Annotated in this window: 13 protein-coding genes; 5 read left to right on the top strand and 8 right to left on the bottom strand. The window is 63.6% G+C overall.

Annotated features, from left to right (window positions below):
• The first annotated feature begins 14 nt into the window (after nucleotides 1-14).
• On the top strand, nucleotides 15-698 hold the full coding sequence (locus tag HYH07_RS01425; RefSeq protein WP_220000760.1) for a nitroreductase: 684 nt from the start codon (nucleotides 15-17) through the stop codon (nucleotides 696-698).
• On the opposite strand, the gene HYH07_RS01420 is transcribed toward HYH07_RS01425, so the two are convergent.
• Both HYH07_RS01420 and HYH07_RS01415 read right to left on the bottom strand, forming a co-directional pair.
• Nucleotides 695-1,105, bottom strand: a complete 411-nt coding sequence (locus tag HYH07_RS01420; protein WP_228749146.1) for a hypothetical protein — start codon at nucleotides 1,103-1,105, stop codon at nucleotides 695-697. The two genes, HYH07_RS01425 and HYH07_RS01420, sit on opposite strands and share 4 nt — an antisense overlap.
• The gene (locus HYH07_RS01415) at nucleotides 1,102-1,365 is read right to left on the bottom strand and encodes a GlsB/YeaQ/YmgE family stress response membrane protein (RefSeq protein WP_220000759.1); all 264 of its coding nucleotides are present in this window, start codon (nucleotides 1,363-1,365) and stop codon (nucleotides 1,102-1,104) included. Before HYH07_RS01415 ends, HYH07_RS01420 begins: the two co-directional genes overlap by 4 nt.
• 196 nt (nucleotides 1,366-1,561) lie before the next feature.
• On the opposite strand from HYH07_RS01415, the gene HYH07_RS01410 reads away from it, so the two are divergent.
• On the top strand, nucleotides 1,562-2,467 hold the full coding sequence (locus tag HYH07_RS01410) for a transglutaminase family protein (protein WP_220000758.1): 906 nt from the start codon (nucleotides 1,562-1,564) through the stop codon (nucleotides 2,465-2,467).
• A 13-nt stretch (nucleotides 2,468-2,480) separates the two neighbouring features.
• Nucleotides 2,481-3,311 carry an ion transporter gene (locus HYH07_RS01405; RefSeq protein WP_220000757.1) on the top strand — a complete coding sequence of 277 codons (831 nt, stop codon included), beginning with the start codon at nucleotides 2,481-2,483 and terminating at the stop codon, nucleotides 3,309-3,311.
• A 215-nt stretch (nucleotides 3,312-3,526) separates the two neighbouring features.
• Here HYH07_RS01405 and HYH07_RS01400 read toward each other — a convergent pair whose 3' ends face one another.
• A complete protein-coding gene (locus tag HYH07_RS01400) occupies nucleotides 3,527-4,351 on the bottom strand; it encodes an NAD(P)-dependent oxidoreductase (protein WP_220000756.1) in 825 nt (274 codons plus the stop codon).
• A gap of 89 nt (nucleotides 4,352-4,440) precedes the next feature.
• Here HYH07_RS01400 and HYH07_RS01395 point away from each other — a divergent pair, with 89 nt between their 5' ends.
• The gene (locus tag HYH07_RS01395; protein WP_220000755.1) at nucleotides 4,441-5,409 is read left to right on the top strand and encodes an SMP-30/gluconolactonase/LRE family protein; all 969 of its coding nucleotides are present in this window, start codon (nucleotides 4,441-4,443) and stop codon (nucleotides 5,407-5,409) included.
• Nucleotides 5,410-5,574: 165 nt separating this feature from the next.
• On the opposite strand, the gene HYH07_RS01390 is transcribed toward HYH07_RS01395, so the two are convergent.
• Together HYH07_RS01390 and HYH07_RS01385 are read right to left on the bottom strand one after the other, a co-directional pair.
• On the bottom strand, nucleotides 5,575-7,005 hold the full coding sequence (locus HYH07_RS01390; protein WP_220000754.1) for an aldehyde dehydrogenase family protein: 1,431 nt from the start codon (nucleotides 7,003-7,005) through the stop codon (nucleotides 5,575-5,577).
• A gap of 272 nt (nucleotides 7,006-7,277) precedes the next feature.
• The gene (locus tag HYH07_RS01385; protein ID WP_220000753.1) at nucleotides 7,278-9,641 is read right to left on the bottom strand and encodes a transketolase; all 2,364 of its coding nucleotides are present in this window, start codon (nucleotides 9,639-9,641) and stop codon (nucleotides 7,278-7,280) included.
• Nucleotides 9,642-9,771: 130 nt separating this feature from the next.
• On the opposite strand from HYH07_RS01385, the gene HYH07_RS01380 reads away from it, so the two are divergent.
• Nucleotides 9,772-10,233 carry an Lrp/AsnC family transcriptional regulator gene (locus tag HYH07_RS01380; protein ID WP_057753316.1) on the top strand — a complete coding sequence of 154 codons (462 nt, stop codon included), beginning with the start codon at nucleotides 9,772-9,774 and terminating at the stop codon, nucleotides 10,231-10,233.
• A 155-nt stretch (nucleotides 10,234-10,388) separates the two neighbouring features.
• On the opposite strand, the gene HYH07_RS01375 is transcribed toward HYH07_RS01380, so the two are convergent.
• From HYH07_RS01375 to HYH07_RS01365, 3 genes are all read right to left on the bottom strand, one after another.
• Nucleotides 10,389-11,468 carry a zinc-binding dehydrogenase gene (locus HYH07_RS01375; RefSeq protein WP_220000752.1) on the bottom strand — a complete coding sequence of 360 codons (1,080 nt, stop codon included), beginning with the start codon at nucleotides 11,466-11,468 and terminating at the stop codon, nucleotides 10,389-10,391.
• A gap of 60 nt (nucleotides 11,469-11,528) precedes the next feature.
• Nucleotides 11,529-12,470: a DMT family transporter gene (locus HYH07_RS01370; protein ID WP_220000891.1), complete on the bottom strand. Its 942-nt coding sequence runs from the start codon at nucleotides 12,468-12,470 to the stop codon at nucleotides 11,529-11,531.
• 176 nt (nucleotides 12,471-12,646) lie between these two features.
• Nucleotides 12,647-13,486, bottom strand: a complete 840-nt coding sequence (locus tag HYH07_RS01365; protein ID WP_220000751.1) for an aldo/keto reductase — start codon at nucleotides 13,484-13,486, stop codon at nucleotides 12,647-12,649.
• Nucleotides 13,487-13,730 lie beyond the last annotated feature (244 nt).

Genomic DNA, 13,730 nt, shown 5'->3' with positions numbered 1-13,730 from the left:
CAGGATGCCGCACAATGGAATTTGATGATGTCATTCTCGGCCGGCGAAGCATTCGCGGTTACAAGCCCGACCCTGTCCCGCCGGAATTGATCAAGGAGATCCTGGCGCTGGCCATGCGCGCGCCATCGTCGATGAATACCCAGCCGTGGAATTTCTACGTCATCACCGGTGCACCGCTGGATCGTATCCGTCAGGGCAACACCGAGCGCAATCTGGCGGGCGTGCCGCACTCGCGCGAATTTCGAACCGGCCAGCCGTTCGAGGGCGTGCATCGCGAACGCCAGATTGGCGTTGCCAAGCAATTGTTCAGCGCCATGGGAATTGCGCGAGATGACAAGCAGCAGCGGCAAGAATGGGTCCTGCGCGGCTTTCGCCAGTTCGACGCGCCTGTGTGCGTGATCATCACATATGATCGCGAGTTGGCCTCCAGCGACGATACGGCCTTTGACTGTGGCGCCGTGGCGACCGCACTCGTCAACGCGGCCTGGTCGCGGGGGCTTGGGGCCGTGATCAACAGCCAGGGTATCATGCAATCCCCCGTCGTGCGCGAGCATGCCGGGATTGCGGATGACCAGGTGATCATGAAGAGCATCGCGTTGGGTTGGCCCGATCACAGCTTTCCCGCCAATGCCGTCGTTTCCGAGCGCAAGTCCGTCGATGAGGCGACGACGTTCGTGGGATTTGCCAGCGGGGCCTAGTAGCGTCGCAGCAGGCCGCGATCGACACCGGCATCGCCGTAGTCAGCGCAAGCCCTGTTCGGATTCCTGATCAGATCCGCGCGGACCCGCCTGAACGTCTTGGCGGCCGCTTCCGACACCTCGGCGCGGAATTTTCCGGGATCATAGCTCTCACCATCGCGGGCCTTGATGGCGGCGGAATAGGCATCGATCATCGTCATCGCGGCATCGGTGCTGCCGAGCAGCCGTGCGCCGAGCTGAACGGCGCCGGCGCCATCGACCTCGTAGCCGACGCAACGTTGCTCCAGCACCACGGATGCCGTGACGAGTTCTTCGAGAAATGTCGCCTCGGCGTCGCTGAGCGCTGCGGCGCGCGATGGTCCTGCCAGCATCGCAAGCACTGCGACGACGGACAGGGTAATTTTCAAGCCTGCCCCTGACGGCCCATCACAAGGCCATACAGGAAGAGAAGGATGATGGCGCCAACCACGCTGCCGATGAAGCCGGCGCCTTCCCCGAAATGATACCATCCCACGGCTTGGCCGAGCCAGGTCGCGACGAACGCGCCGACGATCCCCAGAACTGTCGTCAGGATGAACCCCTTGGGCTCGGATTTGTCGCCGGGCATGATGAACTTCGCGACCAGTCCGACCAGAAATCCGATGATGATCGTCCAAAGGATGCCCATGTCCATCGCTCCATTCGGTCGGTTTGCCTAAACGTTTGAAGGATTGCGTGATCCCTTGAGCTAGAGCCGCCCGATCCCGGGGTCACGTTGATCTAGATCAATTGGGCGAAAGCGACCGAACCGAAAGCTGGAGGTGTTGTCGACGCTCACTCTGGCGACAGTTGCGCAATGCGGACGCCTCGAAGCGGATCAATGCATGGCGATCATTGGCGAAATCATCCACACCACGGCCTACCGCTATGCGAAGCCGGTGACCTTCGGCACGCACCGGGCCATGTTCCTGCCGCGGCGCGGCGCCTCGACCCGGCTGCTTCGCTGGTCCGCCCAGACCAACCTGGCGTCCAAGGTGCATTGGGTCACGGACTCCCGCTCCAATACCGTCACAGTGATCGACATCGGCGAGCCCGGCACGGAGCTGACATTCACGTTCAGGGTTCGCGGCATCTATTTCGGGATCAAGGGTCTTGAGTCGTTTCCGCTCGAGGCTCGCGCCGAGGAAGTGCCGGTGCAGTATACGCCGGACGAATGGACCGACCTTGCCGGTTATCTGCGTCCACATGCCGATGATCCCGACGGCAGCCACGCGGCGTGGACCAAGAGTTTCGTTGCCGGCGATCAGGATCGGACGGCAGATGTGCTGCGCCGCCTGCTGGGCTCGTTTCGCAACGAGTTCAACTATCGCAGCAGAGATGCGGAAGGCACCCAGTCGCCGGCGGAGACGCTGCGCACGAAATCGGGCACCTGCCGGGACTTTGCCTGGCTGATGATCGAGACGCTGCGCCGCCTCGGCTTCGCGGCGCGCTTCGTCAGCGGCTACCTCTACGACTCAGCGCTCGACGGCGGCGCCGTGGGCATGACCGGCTCCGGCGCGACCCACGCCTGGGTGCAGGTGTTCCTGCCCGGCGCCGGCTGGCTGGATTACGATCCGACCAATAGCCTGAGCGCCGGCTTCGACCTCATCCCCGTGGCGATCGCGCGCCATCCGGGCCAGGCCGTTCCGCTGGCCGGCTCGTGGTTCGGCGATGCCGGCGACTATCAGGGCATGTCGATCAACGTCGCCGTTCACAAGATCGGCGAAATGCTCGATCCCTCGGAGGGCTAGGCGCGCAGCGACCATGACATCCTATCGCAACAACGCAAAGGGACATGGACTCCTCGACGCCATCGTCGGCCCATTTGAGACTCTTAAGATCAGGATTCGAGAGCTCTATGAAGGCGACACGCCCGGCTGCATAAAGTTTCGGTATGCTCTGCTCGGGCTCGACATCGTGATAGTCCTGTTCATCATCGCGACCTCGTTCCTGCCTCGCACCGGGGTCATCGAGGCGTTCGACATCGTGTTCGGCGTCCTGATCCTTGCGGACTTCGCCGCGCGGATGATCAGCAGCCGTCAGCCGCTGCGTGACCTCGCGCGGCTGTCGACCTGGACCGACATCGTCGTCATCATTTCGTTCCTTGCGCCGCTCACCGGGGAAGCCGGCGGCTTCCTGCGGGCATTTCGAACATTGCGGCTGCTCCGCGACTATCGAATGGTCGCGCGCTTGCGAACCGACAGCGCCTTTTTTCGGAAGAACGAGGACGTCGTCTTTGCGGTCACGAATCTCGGCGTATTCGTCTTCGTGATGACCGGGGTGGTCTACGAGACCCAGAAGTCTCACAACCCCCAGATTACCAATTATGCCGACGCCCTCTACTTCACGGTCACCGCGCTGACCACGACCGGCTTCGGCGACATTACCTTGCCCGGCACCATGGGGCGGCTGATCACCGTCGTCATCATGATTTTCGGTGTGACGTTGTTCCTGAACCTCGCCAAGGCCCTGCTCGCGCCTTCCAAGGTGCGCTTCCCCTGCCCGGTCTGCGGCTTGCAGCGACATGACGTGGACGCCGTGCATTGCAAGGCTTGCGGAACGATTCTGAACATTCCGGATGAGGGGGTGGACTAAGTTCCGCGAGCTAGGTGCTCCGTTGGTGGCTTCTCTCAACTCGTCATTGCGAGCGCAGCGAAGCAATCCTGAGTCTTTCCGCGGAGGGATTCTGGATTGCTTCGCTGCGCTCGCAATGACCGTGGGGCGGCGGCGAGCCTAACCTTCACCGTTGTTGTAGAGGCAACCCGTCACCCCAACCGATCCGAGGGAGCACACCTGTATCGCAGCAACCGTTACCGCTTATTCCAATCGATGATCCGGCTCGTGTCGCCATCGAATTCGTTGCTGCAGAATGTGCCGCCCTGGAAATGATCGCCGACCGGATCCGGCTTCAGCTTGGCCTGCTCGGCCATCGCGTGCTCGCGGAAATCCTCGGCGCGCCCCGTGGGGCGGTAGCCGAACTCGTAGGCGCGGTGGTTGTCCCACCAGGCGCGCTCGTTGAAAGAGGCGCCGTAGAACACCTCGAAATGGATGTCGGGATGTTCGAGCCCGATCCGGCAGAGCTGCACCAAATCTTCCGGCTTCAGCCAGATCGAAAGCCGGCGCTGGTCGAGCGGCATGTCGCCGAAATTGCCGATGCGCAGGCACGTCACCTTCAGCCCGTGCTTGTCGGCATAGAAAGCGCCGACGGCCTCGCCAAAGACCTTGCTGACGCCATAACGGCTGTCGGGACGCGGGGTGACGTCGGTGCCGATCTTGTGGTGGCGCGGATAGAAGCCGACGGCGTGGTTCGACGAGGCGAAGACCACACGTTTGACGCCCTTGCGATACGCCGCCTCGAACAAATTGTAACCGCCGATGATATTGGCCTGGAGGATCTGGTCCCAGCTGCCTTCGACCGAATAGCCGCCGAAATGGATGATGCCGTCGACGCCCTCGCAGATCGCCTCAACTTGCGCGAGATCGGCGAGGTCAGCCGCCTTGAACTGCTCGTTCGCGCCGAGATCGGCGGGCGGCTTGATGTCGGAGAGCATGAGATCCGGATAGATCGGCGGCAGCAATTTTCGCAGGCTCGTGCCGATTCCGCCCGAAGCTCCCGTCATCAAGATACGCGCCATGTTGTCCCTCGCCGTTGGTGACCGATTTGCGGTCACGTGTCTCTAATGATAGCAGCATTGTCCAGAGGGAACGAAACGAGAGAACCGACATGAATGAGGCATCGTCCCATAACCAAGGCTGGCGGCCGGCGACTTATTACCCTGATCCCGCGATAAAAGCACTGGATCCCCGTTTCGAAAAATACTGGCTAAAGCTGTCGGCGGTGGAGCGGCTGGCGACCGGCCTGCGCTGGGCCGAGGGTCCCGTGTGGTTCGGCGACGGGCGTTATCTGCTCTGTAGCGACATTCCAAACCAGCGCATCATCAAATGGGAGGAAGAGACCGGCGCTGTCAGCGTGTTCCGCAAACCCTCCAATTTCGCCAACGGCAATACGCGTGATCGGCAGGGCCGGCTCGTCACTTGCGAGCATGGCGGGCGCCGCGTGACCCGCACCGAATATGATGGCGAGATCACCGTGCTGATGGATCAATTCAACGGCAAGCGGTTGAACTCGCCGAACGATGTCGTTGTCAAATCGGACGGCTCGATCTGGTTCACCGATCCCACCTTCGGCCTGCTCGGCAACTACGAGGGCTACAAGTCCGAGCCCGAGATCGACATGAACGTCTACAGGCTCGACCCGGAGACCCGCAAAGCCACAATCGTCGCCGAGGGTGTGCTCGGGCCGAACGGGCTCGCCTTCTCGCCGGACGAGAAAATCCTCTATCTCATCGAATCCCGGGGCGTTCCGACCCGCAAAATTCTCGCCTATGACGTCTCGCCTTCCGGTGACAAGCTTTCGAACAAGCGCGTCTTCGTCGATGCCGGCCCCGGCACGCCGGACGGTTTCCGCGTCGACATCGACGGCAATCTCTGGTGCGGCTGGGGCATGGGCGATCCCGAGCTCGACGGCGTCGTCGTGTTCGCACCCGACGGCGTCATGATCGGCCGCATCGCGCTGCCCGAGCGCTGCGCCAATCTCTGCTTCGGCGGCGTCAAGCGCAACCGCCTGTTCATGGCGGCGAGCCAGTCGATCTACGCGCTGTATGTGAATACGCAGGGAGCGTTGGGAGGATAAGTTGGAATCGTAGGGTGGGTTAGCCGAAGGCGTAACCCACCACTGTTCGTCTCCATGGAAATAGAAGCGGTGGATTACGCTTCGCTAATCCACCCTACGAAGATCACAAACGATAAACGCCGGAGCGGTTTGCCGCTCCGGCGTCGTCTTGTGCACGCGTAAAGCCTACGCCGCGTTGAAGCCCGCGACGGCCTTCACTTCGAGGAAGTCCTCGAGGCCGTACTTGCCCCACTCGCGGCCGTTGCCCGACTGCTTGTAGCCGCCGAACGGCGCGGTGCGGTCGTTGGGCACGCCCTGGAGGTTGACGTTGCCGGCGCGGATCTGGCGGCCGACGCGCTTGGCGTCCTCGACCGAGGGACCGTAGACGTAACCGGCGAGGCCGTAAGGCGTGTCGTTGGCAATCTTGACGGCGTCGGCTTCGTCCTTGGCGCCGAGGATGGTCAGCACCGGTCCAAAAATCTCTTCGCGCGCGATCGTCATCTCGGGCGTGACGTCGGCGAAGATGGTCGGGCGGACATAGAAGCCCTTGTTGACGCCTTCCGGCAGACCGGGACCACCGGCGACGAGCGTTGCGCCCTCGTCGATGCCCTTCTTGATCAGCGCCTGGATCTTGTCCCACTGGCCGCGGTTGACGACGGGGCCGATGGTGGTGCCATCGGCGCGCGGATCGCCCGCCTTGGTCTTGTCTGCGACGGCCTTAGCGATCGCGGCGACCTCCTTCATCTTCGACAACGGCACGATCATGCGCGAGGGCGCATTGCAGGACTGCCCGGAGTTGTTGAACATGTGCATCACGCCGCCGGTCACCGCTTTCGTCAGGTCGGCGCCTTCGAGGATGACATTCGGCGACTTGCCGCCGAGCTCCTGGCTGACGCGCTTCACGGTGGGCGCGGCGCGCTTGGCCACATCGATGCCGGCGCGGGTCGAGCCGGTGAAGGAGATCATGTCGATATCGGGGTGCTCGCTCATGGCGGCGCCGACCTCGGGGCCGAGGCCGTTGACGAGGTTGAACACGCCCTTCGGCACGCCGGCTTCATGCAGGATCTCCGCAAAAATCAAAGCCGAAGTGGGCGTGAACTCGCTGGGCTTCAGGATCATGGTGCAGCCGGCGGCGAGCGCGGGCGCGACCTTGCAGGCGATCTGGTTCAGCGGCCAGTTCCAGGGCGTGATCATGCCGACCACGCCGATCGGCTCGCGCAGCACCATGGCGGTGCCGATCGGCTCCTCGAAATGATAGTTCTTGAGCACGTCGAGCGTGGTCATGAGATGGCCAAGGCCGGCGCCGGCCTGGAGCTTCTCCGCCATCGGCAACGGCGCGCCCATCTCGTCGGAGACGGCGGCGCCGATCTCCTTGATGCGGGTCTTGTAGATCTCGATGATCTTGCCGAGCAGCGCGACGCGCTCCTCGCGGCTGGTCTGGGAGAACGTTGCGAAGGCGCGCTTGGCGGCGGCAACGGCCTTGTCGACATCGGCCTTGGAGCCGAGCGCAACCTCGTACATCGCCTCTTCCGTCGCGGGATTGACCACGGCGGTGGACTTCTTGACGGCGGGATCGACCCAGGCGCCGTCGATGTAGAATTGCATGCGATTGACCATCGTTAACCTCTTCTTGGGGGCTTGGGGGGCGTTTCGGCAGGCATCCTTGCACGAAAGCGCCGGCAATTGAACCCGCCATATGCGGGGCCAGCGTTGCGGCGGACGGAGGCTATATGAGCTGATGGCGGGAGCGAGGCAAGATGGCGCGCCGTCATTCCGGGGCGCGGCAAAGCCGCGAGCCCGGAATCCATTTCGCCACCTGCACGGGGGCCCGATGGATTCCGGGCTCGACGCGACGCGTCGCCCCGGAAGGACGGGGCCGGTTACTTCCCTTACACCGCCATCTTCCGATGCAGCACCGGCGCGCCGGTGGTGAGGCTTTCGGCCGCATCGATGATGGCATTGGCATCGATGCCGTAGTGGCGGTAGAGATCGGCGATGCTGCCGGTCTGGCCGAACTGCTCGACGCCGAGCGCCTCGACGCGATGGCCGCGGACGCTGCCGAGCCAGCCGAGCGCGGAGGGGTGGCCGTCGATCACGGTCACGATGCCGCAATCGCGCGGCAGCGGCGCCAGCAATTGTTCGACATGGCTGAGATGCTGCACGCCACGCCGATCGCGTCGCAATTTTCGCGCGGCAGTCCAGCCGGAATGGAGACGATCGGCCGACGTGATCGCGAGCAGGCCGATGTCGCGCCTGTTCTCGCCGATAAAGCCGGTCGCCTCAATCGCCTCGGGCGCAACCGCGCCGGTATAGGCGATCACGAGCTCGGCATTGGGGCCGGGCTTGCGCAGCCAATAGGCGCCGTCGGTGATGCCCTGCTGCAACTCCGGCGTCATGATGCGCTGCGCCTGCTCGATGCTGCGCGTCGAAAGGCGCAGGTACACCGAGCCGCCCTCGCCCGGATCGCGCTGCATGTGCTCAAAGCCCCAGCCCATGATGACCGCGAGCTCGTCGACGAAGGCTGGCTCGAACGAGGCAAGCCCGTCCTGCGCCATGCCGATCAGCGGCGTTGCGATCGACTGGTGCGCGCCGCCCTCCGGCGCGAGCGTGATGCCTGATGGCGTCGCCGCCACCATGAAGCGCGCATCCTGGTAGCAGGCATAGTTCAGCGCATCGAGGCCGCGCTCGATGAAGGGATCGTAGAGCGTGCCGACCGGCAAGAGCCGCGCGCCGTTGATCTGGTGCGACAGGCCGAGTGCCGAGAGCATGATGAACAAATTCATCTCGGCGATGCCGAGCTCGAGATGCTGGCCCTTCGGCGAAGCGTCCCAATTGTAGGTCGAGGGAATTTTCTCGCTGCGGAATAAGTCCGCCTTCGCGGCATTGGCGAACAGGCCGCGCCGGTTCACCCACGGGCCGAGATTGGTCGAGACGGTGACATCGGGTGAGGTCGTGACGATCCGCTTTGCCAGCTCGCTGTCGCCGCGCGCGATCTCGTTCAGCACGAGACCGAAACCCTGCTGCGTCGACATCTGCGGCGATGGCTTGAAGGCGAGCTGCGCAGGCACCTCGACCACGGGCGCGGTCAGGCGGCGGCCATCCTGGTTGAACGGCACGCGCGCGAGAAACGCGTCGAGCTCGGCGACGCTCTGCGGCAAGCCCTCGTACTTGTCCCATTCGTGGCCGGGGCGGATGTTCTGGCTCTCGCGATATTTCTCCATCTGCGTAACAGTCATCAGGCCGGCATGGTTGTCCTTGTGGCCCTGGAACGGCAGGCCGACGCCCTTGATGGTGTAGGCGATGAAGCAGACCGGTCGATCATGGTCGATGGATTCGAACGCCTCGACCATGCTCGCCATGTCGTGGCCGCCGAGATTCGACATCAGCGCCAGCAGCTCCTCGTCGCTGCGCTTGTCGATCAGCGCAGTGATCGGGCCCTGGTCGCCGATCTCGTCGTGCAGATGCTTGCGGAACGCCGCGCCGCCCTGGAAGCATAGCGCGGCGTAAAGCGCGTTCGGGCAATTGTCGATCCAGCGCTTCAGCGCCTCGCCGCCTGGCTCCGCGAAAGCCTCGCGCATCAGCCGGCCGTATTTCACGATCACCACGTCCCAGCCGAAATTGCGGAACATGGTCTCGAACTTTTCCCACAGGCCTTCGCGCACGACGGCGTCGAGCGACTGCCTGTTATAGTCGACCACCCACCAGGTGTTGCGCAGGCCGTGCTTCCAGCCTTCCGCCAGGGCTTCGAAGATGTTGCCCTCGTCCATCTCGGCGTCGCCGACGAGGGCGATCATCCGCCCTTCGCGGCGATCCTTCATCCAGCCATGCGCCTTGACGTAATCCTGCACCAGCGAGGCAAACAGCGTCTGCGCGACGCCGAGGCCGACCGAGCCGGTGGAGAAGTCGACGTCGTCGACGTCCTTGGTGCGCGAGGGATAGGACTGTGCGCCCTTGAAGCCGCGGAAGTTCTCCAGCTTTTCGCGGCTTTGCCGGCCGAACAAATACTGGATGGCATGGAACACCGGGCTCGCATGCGGCTTCACCGCGACGCGGTCCTCTGGCCGCAGCACATGAAAGTACAGCGCCGACATGATGGTGGCGAGCGAGGCCGAGGATGCCTGATGGCCGCCGACCTTGAGTCCATCAGCATTGGAGCGGATGTGGTTGGCGTGGTGGATGGTCCATGACGACAGCCACAGCGCCTTGCGGGCGAGAGCAGTCAGGATTTCGAGACGCGCGGAATCGACGGGCATGGCGATGCTCCGGAAAATAAGGCGGATCATACGCCTGCCGGCGGCGCCAGATTTCTCAATTTTTCGCGTCATACCGGCGGATATTGGGATACCATACCAACATTGGCCATGAAATACAGGTTCTATTCCAATGCCCGAGCTCGACGCCATCGACCGCAAGATCCTCAGCCATCTCCAGAACGACAGCCGCCTGACCATGCAGGAGCTCGCCGACAGGGTCGGCCTGTCGGTCTCGCCCTGTCATCGCCGGGTCAAGCTGTTGGAGGAGCGCGGCGTGATCTCGCGCTATGTCGCGACCGTCGACCAGAAGGCGCTGGGGCTGCATGTCAGCGTCTTCATCTCGATCAAGCTGGCGCGGCAGAAGGAGGAGGACCTCAACCGCTTCGCCCGCGCCATCTCGAAATGGGACGAGGTGCTGGAGTGCTATCTGATGACCGGCAACCGCGATTATCTGCTGCGCGTCGTCGCAGCCGACCTCGCCTCCTACGAGACGTTCCTCAAGACCAAGCTGACCCGGCTCGACGGCATCGCATCGATCGAGTCCAGCTTTGCGCTCAGCCAGGTGAAATATTCGATCGCGCTGCCGGTGTAGCACAACGCGGGCGTCTGGAGGGACGGCCGCAAGCGCCTCGTAGGGTGGGCAAAGCGTAGCGTGCCCACCACTCGTGATTGCGCAGAGAGATGGTGGGCACGGCGCTTCGCGCCTTTGCCCACCCTACGGCACCTTCCTCGCCGCAACGAGGGGCATCATCGCCACGGCTGCACGATGATCTTGGTGTGGGCCTCAGGGTTGGCGAGATCGGCGAAGGCTTTTGCGACGCCGTCGATGCCGACTTCCGCCGTCACCATCGCCGCGGCGTCCACCTGTCCTTCGGCGATCAGGCGCAGCGATGCCGCAAACTCCTCCGGCGTGTAGCCGAGCACGTACTGGACGTTGAGCTCCTTCATGATGCCGAGCATGGGCTCGTGCCTGTCGCTCTCCATGCAGACGCCGACCACGACGATCCTGGCATCGCGCGGCGCGCCCTCGAACACTTGCTGCAGCAGCCCGGGCACGCCGACGCATTCGAAGATGATCGCGGGCTTCAGCGCCGGCAGCATGGCCTGGAACGGCGGCCGTGCCGCCTTCTCCGCCTCCGACATCTGCGCGTGCTCGGCCCAGGTCGCATAGGGCTGCGACACCTTGGGATCGACGACGATATCGGCGCCGAGCTTTGCGGCAAGCGCCCGCCGCGCCGGCGAATAGTCGGCGGCGATGATCGGGTGCAGGCCCTTGATCTTCAGCGCCGCGATCACGGCAAGGCCGACCGGGCCGCAGCCGATCACCAGCGGTACCTCGCCGCCGCTTATGTTGGCTTTTTCAACCGCGTGAACGCCGACCGCGAGCGGCTCGGTCAACGCGGCATGTTCCGGCGCGAGGCCGTTCTGCACTTCCAGCAGCAGCGGCTCGCTGAGCAGCATCTGCTCCGCATAGCCGCCGACAAACTCGTTGGAATAGCCGATGCCCTTGATGCCCTCAGGCGTCAGCAGCGCGGGCAGCGAGCACACATGCGTGCCGGGCTTGAGCTTGCGCGTCGTGCCGGGGCCGTGGTCGACGATCTCGCAGCAGAACTCGTGGCCGAACACGACGTCGCGCGACAGATCCATCGGGGTGCGCCCGGTCTTCTTGGCCATCTCGACCATCCGCGGCGCGTGCTGGCGCGCGTGCAGGTCGGAACCGCAGATGCCGCAGGCGAGCGTCTTGACCAGCACCTGGCCGGGGCCGGGCTTCGGCTCGGGGATCTGATCAGCAACAATCTCACCGTTCCTGAAAATCGCAGCGCGCATCCGGCTCCTCCTGATGTATTGGAACCGTCGATAGCACGTCTCAGCACGCGCGAACTTGCGTCAGGGGTTTGGAGACCGTGCTGCCTGCACCAAAACCTGGGCGCGGCGGACGCGCTCGCGGTGGGCGATGTAGAGCCCGCTGGCGACGATGAAGGCCGCTCCCGTGATGGTCCAGACATCGGGCAGCTCGCCGAAGACGAAGAAGCCCAAAATGCTGACCCACAGCAGCTGCGTGTACGAGAACGGCGCCAGCACCGAGGCATCGCCGTAGCGATAGGCCAGCACGATGATCCACTGTCCGACGGTGGAGGCCAGGCCGATCACGATGCCGAGCCCGATGCCTGTCCAGGTCGGCGTGACCCAGACGAACGGCACCATCACGGTGAGGATCGCAACACCCGTGAGCGCCGAATAGGCCATCGTGGTGAGAACGGCCTCACGCCCGCTCATCAGGCGCGTCATGATCAGTGCGGCGGCCCAGCAGAATGCCGAGACGATCGGGAAGAACGCCGCGACGTGGAATGTGGCCGAGCCCGGACGAATGATGATCATCACGCCAATCAGGCCGACCGCGGTCGCGATCCAGCGGCGCATGCCGACCTTCTCGCTGAGGAAGACGATCGAGAGTGCGGTGACGAACAGCGGCGAGATGAAGCCGGTAGCAGAGGCTTCCGCGATGGGAAGGAAGCGCAAGCCGGTGATGAAGAAGAGGGAGGAACCGAGCAGCGCCGTGCCGCGCATGATCTGCAGGCCCAGCCGCTCGGTCCGCATCGCATGCAGCGGCGAGCCCGGCAGCATCACCGGCAGGAACATGAGCGCAAAGGTGACGAAGCGAATCCAGGTGATCTCGATCGACGGCAGGCTCGATGACAAATATTTCGAAGTGACGTCGGAGCAGCCGAGAAATACCGTCGACAGCAGGACCAGCGCGATGCCCTTGAAGGGATGGTCGACGCGCGCAGGCGCGCGGCGAGCCTCCTGCTTCTTCTCCGGCAAGGGCATGGGAATACTGTCGAGCCTTGCGGCTGCAGCAGGTGGCGGTGTCACTGTAGGAACCCGGCAAAAGGCGAATCGAGAGGCCTCATAAAAACGACAAATGCGCCGCGTTCACAACTTCCGAAAACAGGATGCCGATATGCGCTGACGTCCACGCGCGTCAACGCCCGGTTAATATTGCGCTACAGCATGGGCAGGCTGCGCGGCTTCGGGCCGCGCGGAAACGCCGCATCCAGCGCCGAAATCTCCTCTTCCGTCAGCACGAGATCGCCGGCCGCCGCATTTTCGCCGGCGTGTTCCGCGGACGACGCCTTCGGAATCGCGAACACCGTAGTCGCACGGGTGAGGAAGCTCAGCGCGACCTGACGCGGTGTCGCACGACGTGCCTCTGCAATGCGCGCCAGCACCGCGCCGCCCCTGCTGCGCGCATCCGGAAAATCATCGTGCCCGAACGGTGAATAGGCGACGACGGCAACGCCGTGCCGCTCGCACCACGGGATCACCGCATGCTCGATCGCGCGCTCCTTGAGATGATAGAGCACCTGATTGCAGGCGATCTTGCCTTCGCCCGCAACCTCGAGAATCTCGTCGAGATCATCGGCATCGAAATTGGAGACGCCCCAGGACTTGATCTTGCCTGATGTCACCAGCTCCTCGAAGGCCGCGACGGTGTCCTCGAGATCATACGAGCCGCGCCAGTGCAGCAGATAGCAATCGAGACGATCCGTCTTCAGCCGCTTCAGCGAGCGCTCGCAGGCCGTGATGGTGCCACGACGCGAGGCGTTGCTCGGCAGCACCTTGGAAACCAGGAACACCTCATCGCGACGGCCCGCGATCGCATCGGCAACGACAAGCTCGGCATCGCCATACATCTCGGCGGTGTCGATATGGGTCATGCCGAGATCGAGCCCGCGCTGAAGCGCCGCGACGGCGCGCTTGCGCTCGCCATGGTCGATATACCAGGTGCCCTGCCCGATGACAGAGACGTTGGCGCCTGACTTGCCGAAGGGTTTTGTTTTCATGTTTGTCTCCGATGCCGCTCGTTGGCACAGGCAACCGCTATCGCGCTCAAGAGTTCAATCCGGGAACGTTTCGACCAGACGCGGGGGCGCTTCGTGGTAAATCATGATTGGTCTTGGAGTGGAGTGAAAGCCGCGCGGCACCATAGGCCACAATCGCGGGCACGTCGATTGGGTGGGAGGATGGTACCTAGCCCACGCTGTCATTCCCGCGAAAGCGGGAATCCAGTACGCCGCGGCTTCTCGG

Origin of the sequence: Bradyrhizobium sp. BR 10261, assembly GCF_019455395.1 — a bacterium.
GTDB classification, from domain to species: domain Bacteria; phylum Pseudomonadota; class Alphaproteobacteria; order Rhizobiales; family Xanthobacteraceae; genus Bradyrhizobium; species Bradyrhizobium manausense.
Note: the sequence above shows the minus strand (reverse complement) of the source record. Positions and strands in the feature narration are given on the sequence as shown.

Excerpts from the sequence above, each read along its gene's own strand:
- HYH07_RS01380 (WP_057753316.1), top strand. The coding sequence starts at position 9,772 with ATGCCCGAGCTCGACGCCATCGACCGCAAGATCCTCAGCCATCTCCAG.
- HYH07_RS01410 (WP_220000758.1), top strand. The coding sequence starts at position 1,562 with ATGGCGATCATTGGCGAAATCATCCACACCACGGCCTACCGCTATGCG.
- HYH07_RS01365 (WP_220000751.1), bottom strand. The coding sequence starts at position 13,486 with ATGAAAACAAAACCCTTCGGCAAGTCAGGCGCCAACGTCTCTGTCATC.
- HYH07_RS01405 (WP_220000757.1), top strand. The coding sequence starts at position 2,481 with ATGACATCCTATCGCAACAACGCAAAGGGACATGGACTCCTCGACGCC.
- HYH07_RS01370 (WP_220000891.1), bottom strand. The coding sequence starts at position 12,470 with ATGCCCTTGCCGGAGAAGAAGCAGGAGGCTCGCCGCGCGCCTGCGCGC.
- HYH07_RS01395 (WP_220000755.1), top strand. The coding sequence starts at position 4,441 with ATGAATGAGGCATCGTCCCATAACCAAGGCTGGCGGCCGGCGACTTAT.
- HYH07_RS01390 (WP_220000754.1), bottom strand. The coding sequence starts at position 7,005 with ATGGTCAATCGCATGCAATTCTACATCGACGGCGCCTGGGTCGATCCC.
- HYH07_RS01400 (WP_220000756.1), bottom strand. The coding sequence starts at position 4,351 with ATGGCGCGTATCTTGATGACGGGAGCTTCGGGCGGAATCGGCACGAGC.
- HYH07_RS01425 (WP_220000760.1), top strand. The coding sequence starts at position 15 with ATGGAATTTGATGATGTCATTCTCGGCCGGCGAAGCATTCGCGGTTAC.
- HYH07_RS01415 (WP_220000759.1), bottom strand. The coding sequence starts at position 1,365 with ATGGGCATCCTTTGGACGATCATCATCGGATTTCTGGTCGGACTGGTC.
- HYH07_RS01385 (WP_220000753.1), bottom strand. The coding sequence starts at position 9,641 with ATGCCCGTCGATTCCGCGCGTCTCGAAATCCTGACTGCTCTCGCCCGC.
- HYH07_RS01375 (WP_220000752.1), bottom strand. The coding sequence starts at position 11,468 with ATGCGCGCTGCGATTTTCAGGAACGGTGAGATTGTTGCTGATCAGATC.